Here is a 21529-nt window from a genome sequence, read left to right on the forward strand (position 1 = left end):
ACCTTAAAACGCCATTTAAAAAAGAGAAAAAAATGACGACTAACATACTATCCAAGTCCCCTTCTGAAAGACGCATACTCGTTGTAGTCGACTCCCCCGATTACGAGGATCTCTACTTGAGCGAAGAGGGCCGCGCGCTCCTAAACCGCCGCGATGTTGCCGTCCTCGAATTCCCCTTTGTTGGTGATGATGAGAAGCTGCTCGAATTGGACCAGCGAGGCCTGCTGGCTCCAAATACCGTGCTGCTCCAGAGCCCCTTTGATGACGACTACACTTCACCAACCAACGCAGACAACTTCTTCGCAATCCGAAAATTTACGCTTTTCTCAACGCTTTGCCAGCAATTGGGCGCGCGACGCGTTCAAACGACTCAACTCATAATCGAGACCGAAGGTCAGGAATCGTCAGTCAAGTTGAGTGCAAGCTATGCAGGTGTTCGCGGGTCGGTCAAACCTTCGTCATCAAAACAGAGCTCACTCGCCAAAAGCCTGACGCTCGATGATACCTTTCAAGGGGGAACCGCAAATATCCAGGCAGCTCGCACACTTATCCGAAAACATGGGCTCGCCAACGATCCTGTCTTCACCTCCCTGATTGAACAGGCCGAGTATGCCGGAAATCGCCTGGAATCTCGCGAATTCACCGTCTCATTGACTCAGGAGCTTAAGAATCGCCTCCAGCTTGCTATGCAAGTTCGACTCCCAAACGGACTGTCCCTGGGCAGCACGTTCGAGTTAAAGACGATGCAGTCGACGGAGTATCGCGTGACGACGTTGGTGGAGTTTTAGGCGACAAAAACGCGATTCATGCTCGTAGTCTCCTCTGGAGGAAGATCGAGTTTTAAATCACGACAATGAAAACTTAACGAGAGATGTTTCAATGAATTTCAGGGACCAACCCCTTCGCGATGTTGAAGCCAAAACATTATTAAGCATGGTACATGGCTGGATTAAAGAACACATTCAAAACGACGACGAACTTGAGATAATCACCCTCGCCAACGAAATCTTACACGAGGAAAGGGTATTAAAAAGGCAATACGGGGGATTTCCGTGTGAAGGTGGCACACGATGCTCAAGTCATTATCAAATTAGAAGCAGTAGTAACTTTGATTATGCTGCATATCATAAACACGAAGAATACATCCGAAAAGTCAACCAATTGAAAGAATGGGTTGCAAATGCCACCACTGAAGCACAAACCGAACCACCGATAAATCGATACATTGAATGGCTGATGCGACAGCCTGACGTTTGCTCCGGCTGTGGTCAACCAAAAAAGGAGTATACACACCCCGAGTGGTGGCCCTTCCAGAGCATCTCTTGCAACTCCTTATCAGAACTGTCAGAAGCAATCGACAAGTCTAAGGTTCCGGTGGCTGTTGTGTTTAGAGGTCCGGATCCGTCTCACTCTCTCGCTCAAAACCTTCCCAAAATCGCAGTTACTCTTCACGGCAAGTTAGAGATTAAACAAGTCTCCGGAGGCGACTTTTTGGAATTTGTGATCCAGGAGCGTATAGAGTCTCTTCCGAGTATAGTTCTATATATAAATGGCAGTCCCGCTGCTCTGATTAAGGGCGAGCGAGGTGAACATAATATCTTACGCTTCTTTAACATTTTCTCTGATCGTATGAACCCGCTACAAGCGAACTCCCCCGAGCTTATCGACTATCCAATTAACATAGATCAGGAAGTCGAAAAGTGGTTGGGCCAAGATGCGAAATATTTCCAAGATACGCATCTCCAGAAAAACACACCCACGATGGCTGACGTTATCGAATGGCAGGAGCAGAATGACAGGCTCCGAGTTGAGAACACTCAATCTCGAAACAACATAAATAGCCAGGGTGATAAATGGGATGAACTTCGCGCTCTTTGCCAGAAACCCATCCGTGAGCCTGACGATTGGCTCCCTTTAATTATGCATGCAGAGTCAATTATTCAGGATCTACATGGGAGCGAGGATTTTAAGAGTGTGTATCGCGCAACCCTCAAGCGAATGGAAAAATTATTACTTCCGTCGCCCGCAGGTGTTTGTTTAAGTCAGATCCTTGATGATATGCAAACTCACTCTACCGAATTTTACGACTTGGATGACGCTAAAATTGGAGCTGCCAAAGCTGCGCTCACATCCTTCCACTACAGTGCACCACTGAGCTACGGCGAATCTTCAGTAAAAAGCTGGCCAGCGTTCGCTTTACTGTCGTTTGGAAAGATCACCTCCCACCAAATGAAAAGCATATCTACATTTCAGTACATGCTCGAAGCGCTACGTCACGACGAGTTTTTGGGCAAACCTCACTCCTATTGGAAGAGTGCGTTGTCTAAACTTTCACTGGGGCTCAAGAAGCAAGCTGCGTTCGAATATAATAAGAACTTGCCGCACGGCTACGGTCATTACACAGTCTATGAGTCCATACCTGGCAGCTATGACGGCCGCCGTCTTCGAGAAGGGTACCGACGGATACTTCGGGGTGCGCTATGCGACGAGTCTTTTTTTGACCACACTCGCCGGGCAAAAGAGTATAACTTTATACTTGTAGATCGGCATTTTAGAATAAGTCGCGATCGGTAGTACTCATAGTTTTGATTGTGCGTTCGAGCCGAAGGGTTGGTGGCTGTATCATTCCCCCAGCCAACCTATCGTGTCGACGTCGGTCTGAGTCTGCGTCTAGGAACTCGAGTTATTTTTGAGTTTTCACGTATTTTTTGCTTCGCACAAAAATAGGGCGGGAGAACTATCGTGAGCTTTCTTCAGTCGCGATAGTTCTCCCGCCTGAACATTTCTCAGATTGCTTTAGTTGGCCCTGAGCTTTTCTATCACTACGCCTCGCATTATATCATCTAAGAGGCTAATGCGACCCAAAAGACAAAGGGGCGGCAATGAAAAGTTGCTGGGCTTACTCCTTGGAGCGGTCAAACTCGCTTCCAACTTTGTTCCCCGAGAGGCCGCCAATAATACCTCCCACAATTGCGCCTGGAATCGTGCCCGCCATCCCACCCAACGGTCCCGCTACGATTCCAATCTTCGCGCCCAATGCGGCGCCCGCAGCAGCGCCACCAAGGACGCCCCCTCCTGTGCCCACTGCCTCTGCCTTACGACGACGCTTCTTCTGATAAGATGAGCCCATAATCGAATTTCTCCTTGTCACAGGAGGTGCGTAGTACCGCACCTACTCGTTAGTTTGGCCGTCCTATAAGTGCACGGCGTTTCGTGTCGAGCCCTCGACACGTCACACAGCGTACAGACACCGCACGGCGGTGTCAATGCTTCTCGTCATCTTTTTCAAGTCGCCAGGATGCGCAGAGCTTAATCAAGTCTTGCAGGCCCAGTCCCAGCGCGGAAGAAGCTAGAATGACCTCCTGTAGTGCAACGCCCAAGTCCCCGAGATCCACATCGAGCAGCTCGGCTTGATTGGCGGCTACGGTGGTCACCAGGCGTAGTTGCGTTGCCTCCAACAGGATTGGCTCATCCGTCCCTTTCTTGGCGTCGCTGACCTGTTTTAGCCCCCCCAAAACCGAACTAAGGCCGTGCAAGGCCGTAACTCCAAGCACACCCGCAGCCGCCGCGGTAGCTACCCCAACGCCCATCATGCGATTCATTGTCACGCTGGATGGCTTTAAGATTTTCGTTATCTGGTTTTCAACCGACGTGTTGCGTGCCAGTAGAGCCAGCCTCGCTCGGATACCATCGCCCCGAGGTTCCGCGCCTTCCTCTTCCCAACGTGTCACCGTTCGCACGTGTACTCCCAGTTGGTTGGCTAGATCGTCACGGCTGAAGCCCAGGTCTTCTCTCAGTTGGATGATAACGTCGCTGAGCGTTGGATTGTTGGACATAAGGTCTCCATGTGTAAGTCAACGGAACGCACCCGGCGCGAAGACCGTCTAACAATTGCCCGGCAGTGTCAATCGCTGTCAGGTTCGGTTCCGCGGGCAATCCGCCCACCTAGGACAACGGTGGCTGACCAAGCTAAACCAGTCCTGTCAGAATTGAGGCGGGTGTTGGCCGGGACGTCCGTTCAAGTGGGTGAGATGAGCGAAGAGTTACCGGAAGACATCAAACGTTGGACCTCAAAACGTCGTACCGCGCTGGTGCTGCAGATTATCCGCGGAGAGACCACGGTGAACGAGGCTGCGCGCCAGTACGACCTCAAGCCCAGCGAGATTGAGCAGTCGTACGAGACCTTCCTGGATGCGGGTGAGAACGGGTTGAAGAGCCGCCCGAAGGAAGAGATTGAGCGTAAAGATGCGCAAATTGCGAAGCTGCAGCAGAAGATTGGCGAGCTGGTGATGGACATCGACATCATCAAGGAGGTCCATCACATGTCCAAGCTGGACCCTTTTGGCTCAGGGTGGCGCTCCGAGGATTGATGGAACGTCACCCGGCGATGAGTGAGCGGAGGTTGTGTGGACTTTTAGCGCTGAACCGCTCCACGGTCTGGCGCCAGAAAGAAGGGTGTGAGCCGCCGGGTGGTCAATCTCGAAAAGGAGCGCGCGAAGCGGGAGCTCTTGGAGCGTTTGGCGTGAGAACACGACCGGCAAACTCAAGATTGTGTTGAGATAGTTCGCTCGCGTCCGCCCTTCCCCCCTCCCCCACCCCACGCTACACTCCCTCAACCTCAATCCCCCCGGGGGGGCTGCGCGTCCACACCCGCCCCGCACCCCGCACCCAATGTCAGAGCAACGAGTCTCTCGATGTCCGAACACGCTTATGCCCTGCCGCCCTTTCTCCCTCAGGCCAACTCGCCAGATCGTCTCGAGTCGCTTTTAGAAGGCCTCGCTGATGAAGGCGGAGATGCCATCACATACACTCGCCTGGCGGAGCGTTGTGGGCAGAGTCTGCGGACAATTCATTATTATGCGGCGCTTGGTGAGAGCCTGGGATTTGTGCGGCGCACCGAGCGGGGGGCGCTCTCGTTGAGCTCCAGGGGGGAGCGTTATGTGCGGGAGACTGAGCAACGCGTACGGATGGTTTGCGATGCGATGTTGGAGCATCAGGTGGTGCGTGAGGCCATCGCGCGTTGGTGCGCCGGCGCGTCGCTGGATGAGGCCGTGCTGGCCACCGTTCGACATCATGGTGAGCTCGCGGAGAGCACGGCGTTACGGCGAGCAGACGCACTCACGAGTTTGATTTCATGGATGTTTTCTCGAACCAGCCTCACGTCCTACAGCACGCCCGCCGTTGAGGATGTCACCGACGATGTGGATGACGAGGAGGAGTGGGGCGATCCCTTCGATATATTATTTAGTGATGATCCGTGGGAGAGCGAGTTCAACACCCTTCTGATGCGCACCCTTTACGCAGACTATGAAGATTTTGAAGATCTTGAAGAGTTGCGGCGCGAGCCCCCCCTGCCGGTGAGCTGGGCGAGCGCTCCCTTAAGCGTTTTGAACCCGGCGTTGATGTTGCTTCCCCACCTCGCCACGCTGGCGATCCATACCGTGGGCGATGTGCTTGCTCTCAAACCCACGATCTTCGTGCGACTTCAGGGAATCAACGATCTGGAGGCCCGCGCCTACATCGATCTGTGGAACTCCGCGCGGCGCCTGGAACGGTTGTCAGAGCCCTACGTGCCCGCGCCCGCCGTCGATCGGCCACGCACGTCAGCGCAGTCCTTTGACGACGCGGTCAATCATCCGCTCACACCAGGCGTTCAGCCGAGTAGCATCCCAGAGGATCCCTCGCCCAGATTTGCTGCCGTCGATTCCGCTGCGGAAGACCTCGACCAGGCCGAGCCCGGGAATGGTGTCGTTGCCCACAACCCGACGCCTTCACCCCTTTCGCTGCCTGAAGTCTCATCGACGCCGCCTCTTTCCTCGCCCTCAGCTCCAGAACTTTCCCCTCTTTTTGAGCCCACAACCCCGCCAGCCCCGGCGCCTTCTGCAGACACGAATGCGGCTGCTGGCTATGCCCTCACTGACCCGATTAATGTCCTCAATCCGCCTCCCCTTTTAGCTTCACACCTGGCCGATCTGGAGATCATCACCCTGGCTGACCTCCTGGATTTCGATGCCAATGAAGCGCAAGAACTCACCGGCATGAGCGCCCTCGAAGGCGCGCTCTTTGCGAGGCTTCAATTCACCGCCCGCGAACATCTCGACGGTCAGGACGAACGTGAAGACGACACGTCCTCAACCGAGGAGACGCGACGGCAGGTCGACATTGCGTTCCTTGAGCCTCCGGGGCTCATCGTCAACAAGCTCGAGCAACTTCAGATCACAACCGTCGGCGACATGGTGGATTTCGCCATCGACGACGTGCGGTCCATCCCCCACGTCGGCCGAAAGAGCGCCGATGAACTCCGCACGCTCTACGCGCGCGCCTACGAGTTTGTTCACGGTCAGGCGCCTCTTCCAGAAGCGGCATCGGCCAGTGGTCCCGACGGGTCCCGACGCTCGCGCATGAGCGAAGAACACCTGCGCGCTGTCGAAGCGCTGGAAGCCGCACGTCAACGCGATGACATCTCGCTCCAGGAACTTTTGCCCTTTCTGCCGACGCGCTCCCACCGGGCCATCGAGGCCTACGATGCCCAGACCTTGTACGATCTTCTGGAACTCCGCGCCGCCGGCAAGCTCATCGCCCTCCCGGGCATTGGCCGCCAGACCCTCCAGGAGCTCGACGACACCCTGGAGACCCTGGCGCATCGCGGCCTTGATTATCTGCGCTTCGGCGAGTCAGGACGTCCGGAAAGTATCGAGTCGCTGGTGAGGGCGGTGTGGGCGACCCTGGGTGAGCGCGATCAGGTTGTGCTGCGCGGCCGTCTCTACCAGGACCAGACGCTCGAAGAGGTCGCTGAGCCCCTGGGCCTGACCCGGGAGCGGGTGCGCCAGATCGTCAACCAACTCATCGAGCATCTGCAAGCGCGCTACGCCAGTGTGGCCCGGGAGCTGGCTGAAGATCTCATCACTCGCCTGCGAAAGGGTCGTGGAATCCTGCCCACCAGCGCGCTTCCTCCCTATTGTGGCGCTCCCGCCGGCGACATGAGCGTGTGCGTTGGGCGCGCCCGTCTGGTGCTGGCAATTGCGGGCTTTGAGACCAACTGCTGGCATCGATTCTTGATCACCCTCAACGCCGACGAGCGCAACGGACTTGTAGCCGACCTCAAGTCGGAGCTGATGGACCTGGAGACGGTGCGCATCTCACCGGAGGACGTTCATCTCTGCACCGACGCGCTGGGTATGATGCTCACCGAAGCCGAAGCCATGGAGTTTGTTGAAGATGCCTGGGGTCTTCACATCGAAGGCGACGCGGTGCTCCTCCCCTGGCTCAGTCTCGTCGGTATTATTGAGGGCATTGTGCAGCGCATCGGCAAGCCCGCGACTACTGAAGATATCCGCCAGGCCTACAATCAACTCAACGCCGACATCGGAGGGGAGCTGCCGAGATTCCGTCCTCATAACGTGCGCGCGCACATGGAGCGCTGCGAAAACATCTACCATTACGGTCACGGCATTTACGTTCACCTCGACCACCTCCCCCTGCCTCTCGATGAGCTGGAGCGTTTTGCCGACGAAGCCCTCGCCGTGCTCATCCGACAGCGTCGTCAGGTCAGCGTCGACCACCTTATCGACACCCTTAAACTGACACGTCGCGTGCCCGCAGGGATGACGGCCCACCTTCTCAAAGATGTGCTCTCGCGCCACCCGGACGTCGTCACCTTCACCAACACCTTGCTCGTCGCCCACACCCCCACCTGCGACGATATTGGCACCTCAATGCTCGATCGGCTGAGCACAGCTCTGGCGAGCCATACAACCCCCGTGAACGCGCGCCAGATCGCCCGTGACCTGAGTCGCTTTAGCTACGCTTTCACCGGGATCTCCCAGAATCTAGCCAAGTGCGACTTCTCCCTCTCCATGGGCAAAGGCCGATTCTTGCACGTGGAGCGCTGCGGCCTGACCCGCGACGAGATCGACGAGCTCATGACCCAGCTGGTGGACCTCACCCCCGACGATGCCCTGCTCAGCTGCACGGCGGCGCTGGAAGTGCTTGATGGCCCGGCTGCCGAAAAACTTCGCGCTCGGCAGAATGGCGACCGTCTGCTCTGGGCCCTGGCCCGTAACTTCTCAAGCCTGGTAGCCGGCAGCGGCTTGCTGGTCTCGCACCACAACGTCACCGAGGGCCGAAGCCTGCTCTACAGCGCCATCCTCGACGCCTTGAGTGCGCTTTACGTGGCCTACCCGCGGGAGATCACCGCTTACCTTCGCGACGAGGTCGGCTTCGGAGGCACGAGCGGATCGATCAACACCACGCTTATCAAACTGCGTGACGAAGGCCGCGTTATTGCCCTCCCCAACGCCGCCTACACCCTGACACCCGACATTTTTGACGCACTCCCGGAGCGCTGGGCGGAGCGCCCTGCGCTGGTGCGCGAAGCCGCGGAACATCCCGATATCCTCAACGTGGACGACGAGGTTCGACGCCAGCTCTGCAGGTTTTTTGAGGAGTGGGATCCACGGCCGGAGCTGGTGGAGCGGCTGACCGACGCGGGCAAACAATGACCGTATTACGATAATTCATTCACGTGACACTAGCGAGCGATTGAACGAAGTTGCATCGCAGTCGTTTGAGTATCCCTTCCCGTAGCAACGGAGTTTTCATGAAGTTCTACCCAGCCCTTATCTTCACCCTCCTCCTCAGTTTCGTCTCCTCTCCCGCATTTGCGCAAAACATCGACCACGCAATCGACCTCTACAACCACGCCCTCAACGACGAGGCCAAACTACAGTTTCTGGCCATCAAGCACGATCGGGGCGCGGCCAATGAGCATCGTTCCGAGGCGATGTACTGGCTCGGCCAAATCGCGTTTGAGGAATCTCGCTATGCAGTGGCCCTCGGAGAGTGGGAGGCGCTGGTGAGCGACTACCCGAACTCCGAGCGAGCCAACGAAATCGAGACGCGCCTCTCCGAGTTGGGTGAGGTCCTCGCCGAACACACCTCCGATCGCGCCCTGTCGGCTGTTGCAAGCTCATGGCTGCGAAACGGTGACTTCTGGTCGGGGTCTGATCGCACCTTCACGATTGACTCCTCGTGGCTCCCTAAACTGGAACAAGCACTCCACTGGTATGATCGGGTCATCGCCGAGTTCCCCGGCACGCCCGCAGCCGAAGCGGCTTATGCCCGCAAGCTCTTCGCACTACTGGGATGGGAGACGTCCGGTCGTTACGGGAGCTCCTACGGCCTGAAACTCGACTTCAAACTCATCACCGCAGTCACCGAAACCTTCGCAGAGTTTGAGGAGCAATTCCCCGAGAATCCCCAACTTCAGGGCTTTCGCTTTCAGATCGCACAGGCCTACTGGGGCAAGCGTCAGTGGAATGAAGCTCGCACCTGGCTGAATCGCATCATCGAGGTCGCTGACGGCACTCAGACCTTTTACACCGAGACGGCACGTCAGCGCTTGGAACATCTGGAGTACTGACCTGCTATCTCCTCCCGACCAGCGACGCATATCGCCCGGTCAATCCGCGTCACCTCCGGTCGGGTTGCAGCCACCTCAACACATTGTTACATTCATCATACATCGAACAACAGCCCAGGGGGGAAACGCATTGCCTCCTGAGGGCGTGTTCAAGCTATGGCGTTGTCGCTCTCCCAAACCGACATCTCACACGGAACAGACACATTCATCAGGAGATGACTGCGATGAAAAACGACAGCAAAGAAGTTGTTGACGGAAGCCGCCTGCTCAAAGCGGTAGAGGCGATCTCAATCGCCCCGGCAGATGCTCATCACATCGCCGATCAATATCTGGCTCAGGTGCGAAAGAAGTCACCCGGTATCGACGACGCAACAGCCCGCGCGCTGGTAGCCGACAAGATCGTCGCACGCTATGCGAAACTCGCCGGAACTGTCGGTGGAACGACGGCTCTAGCCGGGGTCGTGCCCGGCCTTGGTACCGCGATCGCCCTGACGGGCGGCGCGGCCGCCGACGCGGCCGCCTGCATGAAACTTCAGGTGGATATGGTGATGTGCATGGCGGCGGCGTACGGCTACGATCTCAACTCCGAAGATGCTCGCCAGCTCAGCTTCATTATTGCGGCTGGCGGCGCCCTGGAGAAAGCCGGAGTTCAGGCGGGAACCCGACTCGCCTCCAAAGCGGGTGTGAACCTTGTGCGGCAGTACCTTAAGGGCGCCGTACTTCAGGCGCTCAAAGAGATGTTCAAGACGTTGGGGATCGTCTTCACGCGCAAGGCGCTGGAAAAAGCGTTGCCCTTCGGGATCGGGGTGGTCATCGGCTCCAGTGCCAACTACGCGCTGACTCGCTATGTGGGCAAGCAAGCACGCGAGTGGTTCGTAATTGATTCACAGATGTAAGCGATGAGGCTCGGGCGCCATTCGCGCCCGAGCTACTCGCATCCATTAATGGGTTGCGTTGAAACCTCCGTACGCACAAATGACTCTGACAAGCCTGAGTTCTGCTCTGACGTTTGCGCACAGAGAGTGAACGGCTTGTTTGTCAGGGTGGGTAGAACACCGGCCCCACTACCCCCGCATCGCATCCCACGACTCAAACGCATGCATCTCATCGCAAATCCTCGCCATCACCTCGCTCCTCCGGCTGGCAATCAACACGCCGTGTACTCGCAAACCCGACTCCTCCCGCGCGCTGTTGAGATCCCGTCGTAACGACTCCGGCACCGCGAACTCCCCGTCAGACACAAGCAGGATGTCGGCCTTCTCCCAGTTCTGAGTGTCGAGCAACGCCATCGCCTCGTTCATCGGCGCGACCAGGTCCGTGCCTCCGTGAAACGACCGCCCGAGAAACGCGTAGAGATCGCCCAGCCCCTCCATATCCAATGAGAGCTCCAGCGCCTCAGTCTGCCCCGGACCGCTGAATGCGATCAGGTAGCAAGGCCGCCCCTGCTCCCGTGCCACGCGAAGCGCCTCAAGCACGAGCGCCTTGGCGACCTGCTCGGGCGTACCGTGCATCGAGCCGGAGGTATCGAGGCAGGCGATGATCGGCCCTCGCTTTAGCGGTGGCTTTTCCCTCTCTCGCGTTTGCTCCTCCTCGACATCTTCAAAGCTGTCGATTTTCTGCGGGAGCACGCCGTCGACCAGATACGTGGCCAGGGCGTGTTCGTGCATACGGGCATAAAAGAGGGTCCGCAGACGCGGATGGGCGAGGTTCAGGGCTTCCGCGGGTAGGAGCCGACTCAAGTCATTGGAGCGACGAACGCCGCGCGTCTCCATCGGCGCCAGAGGTGTGCGCACCTCCACCTCATCCACTCGCCCATGGCGAATCGACTCAAAGATCGTCTCCATGACCGGTGGCGAGTCATCGTCAGAGATGTGCATCCTGCCGAGTGTCGCGATGAGTTCTTGGAGTTGGGGAAGCTGCTCCATCAACGCGCGAAGGCGCACGATGTCAGACCACCCCTGCGAGCGAACCAGCCCTCGCGCGTAGTCCATCCCGCGCCCAAGGATGCCACTCAACGACCCAAACACCTCCAACACCTGCTTGTAGGCCGCGGTCCGCTCAGCCCAGGCCTGGTGCAGGCCCTTCCGCATCGCGTCCAGCGCGCGTTTTCTTTCAACCTCTTCGGCCTCGTCTCGGAGCTCCGCGTAGTCGTCCGCGCTCAACTCAACGGGCGGCTCCTCATTTGCATCGTCTTGCTCTTCCCCTTCCAAGCTCTTCGCGTTTTGTGAGGCACGCAGCCGCTCCTCTGCAATCCGCTGCAGCTCGCGCAAACAGCTCTGCACGCCCGCCTCATAGTTCCCCTCCAGGTCGGTAAGCTCCCCGAGGATGCTGCCTATGAGCGCATCGACAATCTCCGGCTGCGCTTTGCAGAAGGACGGCAACTCCGTCTCCTCCAAAAAGCTCCATACAAGCTCAACAACTTCGGCTGAGGGCCAGCTCAGTTCATGTTTCTCCGGCAACTCGCCGCTAAGAAGTCCATCGCGCAGCGCCGCCACAGAGGCAGTTCGCTCTTCAAGCGAGCCGGATGTTTGGCGAAGCACGAGTTCGAAGAGCTCTTCGGGCACTGCGTCGATAAACTCGTAACGGCGATCCAGATAGTTGATATCGAAGGCGCTCATCTCACACCTCCATCTCAGGCTCATTTACCGGGAGTTGCTCGAAGCCTTCTCGAACATCTTCCATACGCTCTTTGAGCGCCTTTGTGGCCTCAAACGACTCTCGTAAATTTGCCAGTGCTTTCACCGAAAATACCGTATCTACCCAGAGATGCGCCTCAATACGCGCCTCTAAGTTCTCCATCTCAGATTCCAGCGTGGCGATGTGCTCATTGATTTGGTGAAGAACACGCGTCGTCTCCCCAACTCGATGATCGATATGCCCTTGAGAGTACGCGGTGGGTTCGAGAACCGGATCAGGCGTCGCGCGCAATTGATTCTCTTCGTCGTCGCAATACCTATCGATGGAAAGCTCTCCACGGGGCGTTTGAATCCGATTATGGCCAGAATATCGAGGCGCATATTTGGCCAATAGTTCCTCCCTCGTGAACCCCTGTTTATTCGTTCGTTCGTCTCCACTCGGAGCCAAATAGAGGAGGTTTCCGTTGGAGTCCATCTGATGAATGTCCTGGTTGCCCTTCGTAATTTTCTTGCGTTTTTGCCCCCAAAAAAGGTGGCGGCCCTTCGCATCACGTTGTTGAGATTTGCTCGTACGATCCTGTGTCAGTGTAAGCTCCCATAAGACTACAAGCCGCTCAAACACCCCTGCTCCCTCTACGGACTCTGCCCCCACACGCTCCTCGAACCACTCCCGAATAACGTCGCGCTCTTCGGGCTTGCTCCACAAGCAATGCTGCAGCAACCAGCACTCCCACAGCGTCACTTCATCTTGCCCGTTGGTGTAAGCGGCCACGCGAAGCATTTTGAGCGCCTTCATCCATCGGCGGTCGGACACGTAGATGTTCTGGTCGACCAGAAAGCGACGCATAGCTCCGAAGAAGTCGATCAGCGACTCCGGAATCGCCACACGCGCCGCCTCGGCCTGAATCGCCTCCAGGTCCTCACGCGAAATCTTCAGTGCATTTTCAACGTTTTGGACGCCCTCCGCCCGAAGGTTGAGCAACGTCGCGAACCCCTCATCACTGACGGGCCCGACGTGGCAGCGCACCAAAAAGCGGTCGTAGAGCGCCTCCAGCACCTCATCCTCGGGCAGCTCATTGCTCGCCCCCACCAGGGCCAGAAGTGGCGCGTCCAGGCGCTGATTGCCATTGTCGAACTTGCGCTCGTTCAAGAGCGTCAGCAGCGCGTTGAGAATGGCGCTGTTCGCCTTGAAAATCTCGTCGATGAACGCCACCGAGGCCGAAGGCAGGTAGCCATCGACTTTGCGCTCGAAGTGATCCTCCTCCAACGCCTTCAGCGAGAGCGGACCGAAGACATCTTCGGGCACCGAAAAACGCGTCAACAAACGCTCAAAAATATCCCCATCGCGCAGGGCCTGGACCAGGCGGCGAGCGACCTCGCTCTTGGCGGTCCCCGGGGGGCCGATAAGAAGAATGTGCTCGCCACTGAGCATCGCGAGAACCGCCAGGCGAACGACCTGGTCGCGCTCCACCAGCCCGTGCGTGAGGGCGGCGATGAGGCTTTCCAATCGGTCGCAGTGCTCTCCCTACTTCGCTACAACCGAACCTTCTGCCTGTACGGGTTTTGACATTCATTGCTCCTGAATTCTCAAATTCGAATCATTGAAACTTCGAAATTGCCCATCATTTCAAAGGCGGCGCGGGCCTTAGAGCCCGCGCCGCCGTACATCCATTACCGCGTCTCACTTTTTCTTTTTGTTGTTCTGTCGCGCCTTCTTGTACTTCGGGTTGTTTGGGTTGAGTTGATCGGCGCGGTTGTTCCGCTGCTTGCGATTGGCCTCGCTATTGGGGTTACTCTGCTCGGCCTGGTGGTTCATCCGCTCACGATGAGCGCGGTTGTTGGGGTTATTTTGGTTGGCGTGATGATCGCGCTCTTGTTTGCTCATTTTGCCTCGCTTGTTGTTGCCATTCTTGCTCATCCCGTCGGTCTTGCCGTTGCTCTTCTTGTTCGTCCCACGCTGTTTGTCATTGCCTCCCTTGCTCGTCCCGCGTTGTTTGTCATTGCCTCCCTTACTCGATCCGCCGGGCTTGCCACTGCTCTTCTTGCTCATGATGTACCTCCCGAAAAGTTTGGCTGGCCCTTTATACCCCGCCCACCGAGGTGAAGGGTCCAGCTATGGTCGACGCACCAGAAGGATAGCGGCGGCTAGCCAAGAGTCAAATCAATCCGTATGATTCAGACTGATTCGGATCAATACACATTACTTCAAGCGAGCTACCATGCCCATCACACGCGACACATTCGACTTCACGATCGCCAAGCAACGCGCAGGCGATCCCTCCCTGCGGGAGTTGGAAAACAGGATTCGCGAGCATTTCACAGTGGGCGAAGATGGAAGAGAGCTCTCGAAGTCCTCAGGAAGCATCGCCAACTACCTCTCGAAGCTGCAGAATGGCGACGCGACCTGGTGGGAGAACTTCCCCGCCGCTTGCCGAGCATTGGCGGACGCGCTGAACGTGAAGGCAGAAGTGTTGCCTTTCTACCAGTCGACAGCTCCCGCCGACCGCAGAATTCCTTTCCCGGAGTTCCCTGAGCTTCCCCCTTTCGATCCGCTGGACGATGAATTCATGCCGGCCAGATACACCTCACGATGCGAGACATGCGGTGAGAGCAAGCCGGTTGTTCTAGGGCCCTTCGGTTGGACCGACTCTCAGGAGTTTCAGCTCCACACCGCCAATGAGCTCATCTGGATTCAAGCGCCGACCAGCACCGACGCTTCTTTGCTCGCCGCCCACCTGACCGTGAACAACCCACGAAACATCCAGCGGCCCAAGTACTTTGAGAGAGCGGACATCGGCGCGGACACGACCGACACCTGTATTGTTCTCCCTCAACGACCTGGTGACCCGGGCCATGGGACGAGATTTGCGGAAGAGCTGGCGCGCGATGCGTCCGCGAACGTCATCGTCAGGCGCGCGCTATTGTTACCACCGCTCACAGTCGTCGCGACCTTTGCCCCTCCATGGAAAACCGACACTACGCCAAACGCTGCCATACACGGCTGGTGCATCGCGCCGTGGGATCCAGACCATATCTGGCGACACGGCTACCTCGAGTGGGTAGGTAGCCGTCTCGACAGTGACGGTCGAGGCGGTCGCTTCAACCCAACCGAAACTTTTAAGTGGCTTGAACGCCACGATCCGGACCTCAAACGCTTCAAGACGCCAGCAGACCTTCGCCACATATGTCGGGTTGCGTTCCGTGAGGGCCACAAGGCGCTCGACGGGTTCCTAAAGACGACTGAGGTCCGCCTCTGGCTGGAGCGCACATGCGAAACGTTAGACGACACCCACCCACGAAAACGGTCGATGGAATCCAAGGGCGCGAACGCGTTCCTGTCCGCGGTTGAGCGGTGGCTCCTCTCCCCGCATCTTGCGTGGAATTCTTCACTCACCGCCGAGCAGTGGCGGGGACTCCTTCTCTCCACCACGCAATCCGCAATCCACGAAGACCTGGCCAGACTTCTGGATCAGATCGTTGAATCTGAAGACCGCGAAGAGCGCGAGAAAGTCCGCGATTCGTTTGATGAACAAAGGACGTTAGACGACCTGCTGCAGGCCTACGTCGACCTCGAGTTGCTGGTCTGGACCCACCACGACCAACTCGACGCCCAACCGCAATGGGTCTTGGAAGCCTTCGCACGCAAACTCGTCCGCGAGGAGATCGCAAGCGGGGATACATCGCGATGGGGACGGCTGGCTGCCGATGCGAGCCGCCAATACTTCATCATTGAGGCACTCGAAGAACTCGACGATGCGGCATTCAAATCCACGCTCGCCGCCACACTGCGGGCTTTCGAGGCCCGAAACTTTGCCCACGTGGCAGCGCTCGAAGCGCTCTTTTTCTGCGCGCCCTCGCGCGCCACATCACCCACCTTCGCCTCCGACGATATTTTAAAGAGGCTCTGGAACACGTACCGAGACCTCCGCAACGCGACGCTCGGAGAAGAGTCCAACCCGCGGATGGGTTTCTTAAAGCCACTCTTCTATCGACATCCGAAAGGACAAGACATCGACTTCACCACGCTCATAAGGCTGTGGGAATGGAGTGCGAATGTACCTCGCCCTGCGAATTGGCAGATTCATCAAGACTCCTGGCTGACGCCGGGATGGGCCGACGAGTTTCCTGACGAACTGCCGTCATGGTTTCAGACGTTTCCATACGATCCACTCGTGTCCGACGATGCCTTTTCGCTTTTCAACAAACTTCTAGAAAAGATCCCCTCGGAGCAAGTCGCAATCCCTACTCTTCTCCTCCCCTCGCTATTGCTCACACAACCAGATCATCCCAAACTTCAGCCGACGGCCCCGCGAGTAGTGTTCTCGGACAATGTGGCGTCGTTATTGAAAAACAGTGAACTATGTTTAAGACTTGCCCATAAACTTACGCAGCACACCGACGACGAAGCACGGTTAAACTTTGCGACGCTCATCTGGCGAAGCATCATTCAAAACTACCAGGGCACTTCGATGCCCTTCAAAACAATTTTTAGCACATTAGAAACGTACGAAGAACTCGGCCAAATCGTGCTCGACTATGTGCCCACGAGAACCGTAATCGAACAACTACCGCTTTCAGACATCAACCACAATCAAATCCAGAACGTGTTGGAAGGCTTTGACCGCCACAGTAACGAATATATGGGTCGCCAGCTCTCCTACGACAGCTTTAACAAACGCCTGACGGAGCCATTATTGAAATGGATTTTCAACCACTACCAACGTTTATACAAAGACAGTTATCTTCACAGCTTCGAACAACTCCCCGGAAGTTTTCAATCAACACTCCCAAAGCTGCCGGAACTCTTTCTTGGTTATGCGCAGATTGGATTCGGGTTTTCAGGCGACACAAGGGATCAGCTATGGCGCACATCCTCTCGCGAGGTAAAAGAACTCATCCGAGTCCTCGTCAAAGAATCCCCCAAACATGCTGAATATTGGCTCTGGCGAGCACCGCCGGCCGAAATGAACTGGATATTTGAGTTACTTTCCCAGCAACCGGAACTGCGGCGTCGACCTTCGTTTCGAAGCTTGTTGTTTGATCTCTTACCGAAGAGTGGGAAGTGGGGAGGCAAACTATGGGGTTGGTTAATGGAGGATCCAAGAGGTGATGGAGTTGACAGTTAACGTGCCAACCATCTGCTATAAGTGAGCGTTTTTCCCGAGCATATATTGATTTCACCATGTACCGCCGCAAAAGCTGACGGTCACAGCGGTAACAGATGGACAACGTGCGAAACAGCCGACGACTAGACGAGGACCGAGACGCCCGTGCTCACGCGTCACCCAACTCTTGCGAGAACGCTCTACGGGCGTTCCGGGCAAGCCGCGCAAACCACGCCTCCAGCACGCTGCCGTCCCACGCCCCTGAAGGGTCAAATCCACCATAGTGATTGCGCGCATCAAGCGCGATCACAGAGGGTAACGCACGCTCGTCATCACGCAGACGCCCAACGACGCTCTTCGCGTCGATCTTGCCGCCGGCAAAACTCCCGCCATCCTGATAAACAAAGAGTGTGGTTGAGGGGTTCATTTGCCCATCACGGAAGTATCCATCGACTGGCACATCGTCTCGCAACCCCATCAAATATCCATAACTCGCGTGGTAACCGATCATCCGACGTATCGAGCTTGTCAGATAACCGCGACCGCTATTTGAGCTGTTGCGCTTGGGATCAGCGATGGCAAAGAGCGCTCGCTCCGGATGCTTCTCCGGCCAAAAGCTGATCACAATATCGGGTTCATCCGACCCACCCGTGCCTAGAATGCTCTTTTTAAGTTCCAAGAGACGATCTCGGCAGAGTGTGCCAGAGGGCATGGTGGGTACGCCTTTGCTGATCGCGCATAAAAGCGCCCCGGAGCGGAGGGTGGCTTCAGGCTTATGGTTCCTTTTAATACTCAGCCGCTCCAGCTTCCAGGCCGGTCCACCCCAATCTGGTCCATGACCGAGCTGGCCGGCTGCTCGAATCACTGCAAAGAGTGACACCACTTCAAAAAAATCATTGCGATTGGCAGGGTCGTTACCTGCGAGCGCATCAATCAATTGCCGCGCAAACGTCTCGGGCTCCTCTCCCAGCACTTGATTCCAGAAATGTGCGGCGAGTTGTATGGCTTCAACGAGCTTCCGCCCCGGGGGACCGAAGTTCATCAAGCGACGAACAACGCCGGTATTCAGCGCGCGCGGAACAATGGACCGCTGGCGAGCAGCCGCTACCGCACGCTCGAGGCGGCGGGCCCGTTCTCCAAAACCCACACCGTCATCGTGAAGCCCCTCCAGCGTTAGCTGCCAACCTCGCGCCAGGCTCACAAGCGCCCCGAGCATTTCCTCATCGGGCCGCCGAATGGTCGTATTAAAGACATACTCGTGCGGTACCTCCATCGGATAGGCCCGCAGGTACGACTCGGCCCAATCCACCCCTCGCCCGGGTATGCTCGCCACCGCGCTGATACGTTGCTCCCGCCGGGGGTCCGCCGACTCAAGAAAAGCGATCATCGCATCCTCGGCCTGCCGCTGCTCCACACTCTCCAGTGGCATCCTTCGCATCAGCTCCTCGCGAGCAGATGAATCCGCGTCGAGCGCAGCCGCAACAAAGCCCAGCACCCACATGCGGTCGTGATGCACGTCTTCGCTACCCAACAGGTGGCAAACATGACGCACGAAAGCTTCCCGCATGTAGGCGTCGATGGCATCACACGACGAATCTGACGTGAGCGTGACGTGTAGGTCTTCCCCGCATTCGTTCAGCGCAAGCATCAGCCGCCTTCCCCGGCACGCCGCGCTTCTTGAATAAGGTTTTCGAACTGATGTAGCCCACGGAACTGACGGGAGAGCTCGCGCGCGAGAAACTCGTCAATCTGTATCGATGTATCCTCTGAAATTTTAAACTGGGGAGGGTCCGTCTCCTTCTTCGACTCGTCAATCTCGATGCGCCGCATTTGCCGGCCCTTAAAAACATCAAAAATTAATCTCATGGCATGTTCAAGCCGCCTCGGCTCGGCACTTAGAGCATCAAGTTGCGGCAAAACAGACAAACTCACAGCCATCGCCAAGTAAGAGAAGACAAGCTCCTCGGCAACTCCACTCGACTTCAAGTCTGTTCTCTTTCCACTAATCATACACTCTTTCCCGGGAGCCCTCACGCCTTCCAGCACAAAATTAACTACATCAATAACCGTGGCAATACCCACAACCCTTTCTGAGACAAGGTCGCCAAACCCGGAGAATCTCCCCCCCTCTTCCCCTTCCACTTTTCGAGCAAAGAGAATGTTTAGCTTTGCGCCAAGCGTCTTTGTGAGCCAGGCATTTCTAGCGTCATCCGCGATAACCTGACCGTGGCTTCCATCTACCTTCAGTTTGTAACAGAAATTATTCAGGTCCAAGCGAACGTGGGTACTCGCCAACCTATCATTTATAATTGCTTCTACAATTCTGGGTTCAGGAGCTTCAATCGCAATAAAATCAAACCGCCGCTGCAAGGCGTAAGAGAGTTGGTAGAGTTGCGAACGGTCGGCATCGTTCATGGTTCCAATCAGGCGAAAATCGCGCTCCACAAAGTAGTCGGAGTATTTCACACTCTCACTATCTTCTCGACGCGCCTGACCCGCCGGGACGATACGGACACGCTTCCAATCTCCTTTTTCTCTGTCTTCAGCATTTGTTTCCTTACCTGAGTCTTCTTTGGAAGGAATAAATTCTTCAAAGGGAAGTTCGACGGCGTCCCCCGCCAGGACTGAAAAAAGCTCCCCGAAACAACGATCGATGTCTGCTCGGTTAAACTCATCAATCACCAACCACTGACCATCGTTTAACGCGCGAAGGAAGAAACCCGGCTGGAACATCAACCCCTTACCGTTTCGGTTATCCGGCATATAACGTCCCAGCAGGTCTCCTGTGCTCCAGGCGGGCGAAGCTGTTGCCACAAGTGGCTCCTTACTGCGCGCGAGACGCGCCAGCTGAATTGCAAACTTTGACTTACCGCAACCAGGAGGTCCGGTGAGGATGATGTTTTTTCCGGAGTTCAGCGCCGCGCATGCCGCCTCTACAACATGCCATGGTAAGCGAAGACCAGCCTTCGCCAGTTCGCCACTCACCAACCCTGGACTTAAGTCGACTGCTCTCCTCGGCGTGTAGGACTCTTCATCGGGAAACTCAAGCGTTTGATCTTGAGGTATATTTGCGCCATTTCCTGAATGGTAGCTGACTGCAACCCTCCAGATCATCGTGACCAAAAGAAGACATGCCCAGTCCTCGGGATCAGCGTCCGGATGGGGCACGCGCGTATACCATTGATTGGACTTACGTTTATACGTCGGCCAATATTTATGCATCTTTGCGCCGAGACCATTTGGAAAAAACTCAACCGAAGGGTCCTTCTCAACTTCAGGACTCAACGCCTGTGCCTTGCTCTTTTCTTCTTTAGAGCGATGCCAAACTTGCGCAAAATATTCAGGCTGCCGAAATCCTCGCGGTCGAGGAATCTTAACTTCTCGTTCGTCCCCGACTTTCCACGCCTCATTACTTGTTCGAACCTTGTCAAGGTATTCGTATTCAAAGCAATCTATATGGGATGGGTTACCCACAAGCCTCAACACCCCATCTTCCTTATTATTATTCACGTGAGTGAAAGTCCACGTCTCCACCCGAACGTCCACCTTCTGAAGCGTCCCGTGGGAGTCAGGTTGATACATAACGAGTTCAATTCGTTTCTTATCTTGCTGCCCCTCTCGAGAGACCAGCTTGAAAACGAGTTTATTTGGAGACCCGTCCGACCTATACCGCCAGCCGAAACAAACGACCTCTTTACCATGCAAAGATTTTAACCCTTCATGAATCCTATTTGTAACCTTATCCCGAATCTCGCTAGCATATGCAGCCGTCTCATCCCACTCCCCACCCCTCCCTTCTGGGTTTTGATTCGGCGCAGCCGGCCCCGAACCTGATTCGGCATTTTCGACTTCATTGAAGGACGCTTCAACCTCTTTGTCGGCAACAGCTTCATCGACACCCATCAGCACTCCTTATACTTAAAACATTAAAACCAATGTCCAAAACACCCATTAAACACGCGCCAACGGCAGCAGATCTGTGCCTGCAGCAACGGTAATAAATCACTATTTCGAGCAATGGAATACATCTTATCCAAAGCATCAGCTTCAACAAGCAGCATCGCACTTCCTAACTACGCGATTACGACAGGCGCACACGACCACGCGCAGCACTGCCAGTCTCTAAGTAACCAGGCCCCACCCGGAACGGTGATGTCCTTGAGGCGTTACACTTTGTAGCAGTTTGGCGGAAGGTCGGCCAGCGACGATTGTGAGTGGATGCTCACCGAGACGTCTCGAACGCTATTTTTCTTGTGTTGGCGATCGTTTATCGCACTATCGTGACATCGTTCACGGCCTCTGAAACGCGTCACCCGCCCAGGTGGCAGATCGCCAGGCAACTGCCATCCTCGCCGCCCAACACCACC

At 56.2% G+C, this 21529-nt stretch carries 13 protein-coding genes; 7 read left to right on the forward strand and 6 right to left on the reverse strand.

Annotation, left to right across the window (positions count from 1 at the left end):
* Positions 1-116 precede the first annotated feature (116 nt).
* Both FRC96_RS15060 and FRC96_RS15065 read left to right on the forward strand, forming a co-directional pair.
* A complete protein-coding gene (locus tag FRC96_RS15060; protein WP_146975599.1) occupies positions 117-788 on the forward strand; it encodes a hypothetical protein in 672 nt (223 codons plus the stop codon).
* A gap of 91 nt (positions 789-879) precedes the next feature.
* Complete coding sequence (locus tag FRC96_RS15065; protein WP_146975601.1) at positions 880-2574, forward strand: hypothetical protein; 1695 nt, start codon at positions 880-882, stop codon at positions 2572-2574.
* Positions 2575-3263: 689 nt separating this feature from the next.
* Here FRC96_RS15065 and FRC96_RS15070 read toward each other — a convergent pair.
* On the reverse strand, positions 3264-3836 hold the full coding sequence (locus FRC96_RS15070; protein ID WP_146975602.1) for a helix-turn-helix domain-containing protein: 573 nt from the start codon (positions 3834-3836) through the stop codon (positions 3264-3266).
* 195 nt (positions 3837-4031) lie between these two features.
* On the opposite strand from FRC96_RS15070, the gene FRC96_RS22250 reads away from it, so the two are divergent.
* The 4 genes from FRC96_RS22250 (at position 4032) to FRC96_RS15090 (ending at position 10317) form a co-directional block, all read left to right on the forward strand.
* Entirely contained in the window at positions 4032-4370 is a 339-nt protein-coding gene (locus FRC96_RS22250) for a DUF1153 domain-containing protein (RefSeq protein WP_230470296.1), read from the forward strand.
* Between the two features lie 324 nt (positions 4371-4694).
* Positions 4695-8501, forward strand: a complete 3807-nt coding sequence (locus FRC96_RS15080) for a DNA-directed RNA polymerase subunit alpha C-terminal domain-containing protein (RefSeq protein WP_146975606.1) — start codon at positions 4695-4697, stop codon at positions 8499-8501.
* Positions 8502-8599: 98 nt separating this feature from the next.
* The gene (locus tag FRC96_RS15085) at positions 8600-9421 is read left to right on the forward strand and encodes a tetratricopeptide repeat protein (RefSeq protein WP_146975608.1); all 822 of its coding nucleotides are present in this window, start codon (positions 8600-8602) and stop codon (positions 9419-9421) included.
* A 215-nt stretch (positions 9422-9636) separates the two neighbouring features.
* A complete protein-coding gene (locus FRC96_RS15090; protein ID WP_146975609.1) occupies positions 9637-10317 on the forward strand; it encodes an EcsC family protein in 681 nt (226 codons plus the stop codon).
* Between the two features lie 168 nt (positions 10318-10485).
* On the opposite strand, the gene FRC96_RS15095 is transcribed toward FRC96_RS15090, so the two are convergent.
* The 3 genes from FRC96_RS15095 to FRC96_RS22255 form a co-directional block, all read right to left on the reverse strand.
* Entirely contained in the window at positions 10486-12039 is a 1554-nt protein-coding gene (locus tag FRC96_RS15095) for a VWA domain-containing protein (protein ID WP_230470298.1), read from the reverse strand.
* 1 nt (position 12040) lies between these two features.
* Positions 12041-13564, reverse strand: a complete 1524-nt coding sequence (locus tag FRC96_RS15100; RefSeq protein ID WP_146975613.1) for an AAA family ATPase — start codon at positions 13562-13564, stop codon at positions 12041-12043.
* Positions 13565-13738: 174 nt separating this feature from the next.
* Entirely contained in the window at positions 13739-14107 is a 369-nt protein-coding gene (locus tag FRC96_RS22255) for a hypothetical protein (protein WP_230470299.1), read from the reverse strand.
* 169 nt (positions 14108-14276) lie between these two features.
* Here FRC96_RS22255 and FRC96_RS15110 point away from each other — a divergent pair, with 169 nt between their 5' ends.
* Complete coding sequence (locus tag FRC96_RS15110) at positions 14277-17183, forward strand: hypothetical protein (protein ID WP_146975619.1); 2907 nt, start codon at positions 14277-14279, stop codon at positions 17181-17183.
* Positions 17184-17331: 148 nt separating this feature from the next.
* Here the strand turns inward: FRC96_RS15110 and FRC96_RS15115 are convergent, their stop codons facing one another.
* Both FRC96_RS15115 and FRC96_RS15120 read right to left on the reverse strand, forming a co-directional pair.
* Positions 17332-18810 carry a hypothetical protein gene (locus FRC96_RS15115; RefSeq protein WP_146975621.1) on the reverse strand — a complete coding sequence of 493 codons (1479 nt, stop codon included), beginning with the start codon at positions 18808-18810 and terminating at the stop codon, positions 17332-17334.
* Positions 18810-21065 carry an AAA family ATPase gene (locus tag FRC96_RS15120; RefSeq protein WP_146975622.1) on the reverse strand — a complete coding sequence of 752 codons (2256 nt, stop codon included), beginning with the start codon at positions 21063-21065 and terminating at the stop codon, positions 18810-18812. Before FRC96_RS15120 ends, FRC96_RS15115 begins: the two co-directional genes overlap by 1 nt.
* Positions 21066-21529: the final 464 nt, after the last annotated feature.

The organism is Lujinxingia vulgaris (genome assembly GCF_007997005.1).
In the GTDB taxonomy this organism is placed as follows: domain Bacteria; phylum Myxococcota_A; class Bradymonadia; order Bradymonadales; family Bradymonadaceae; genus Lujinxingia.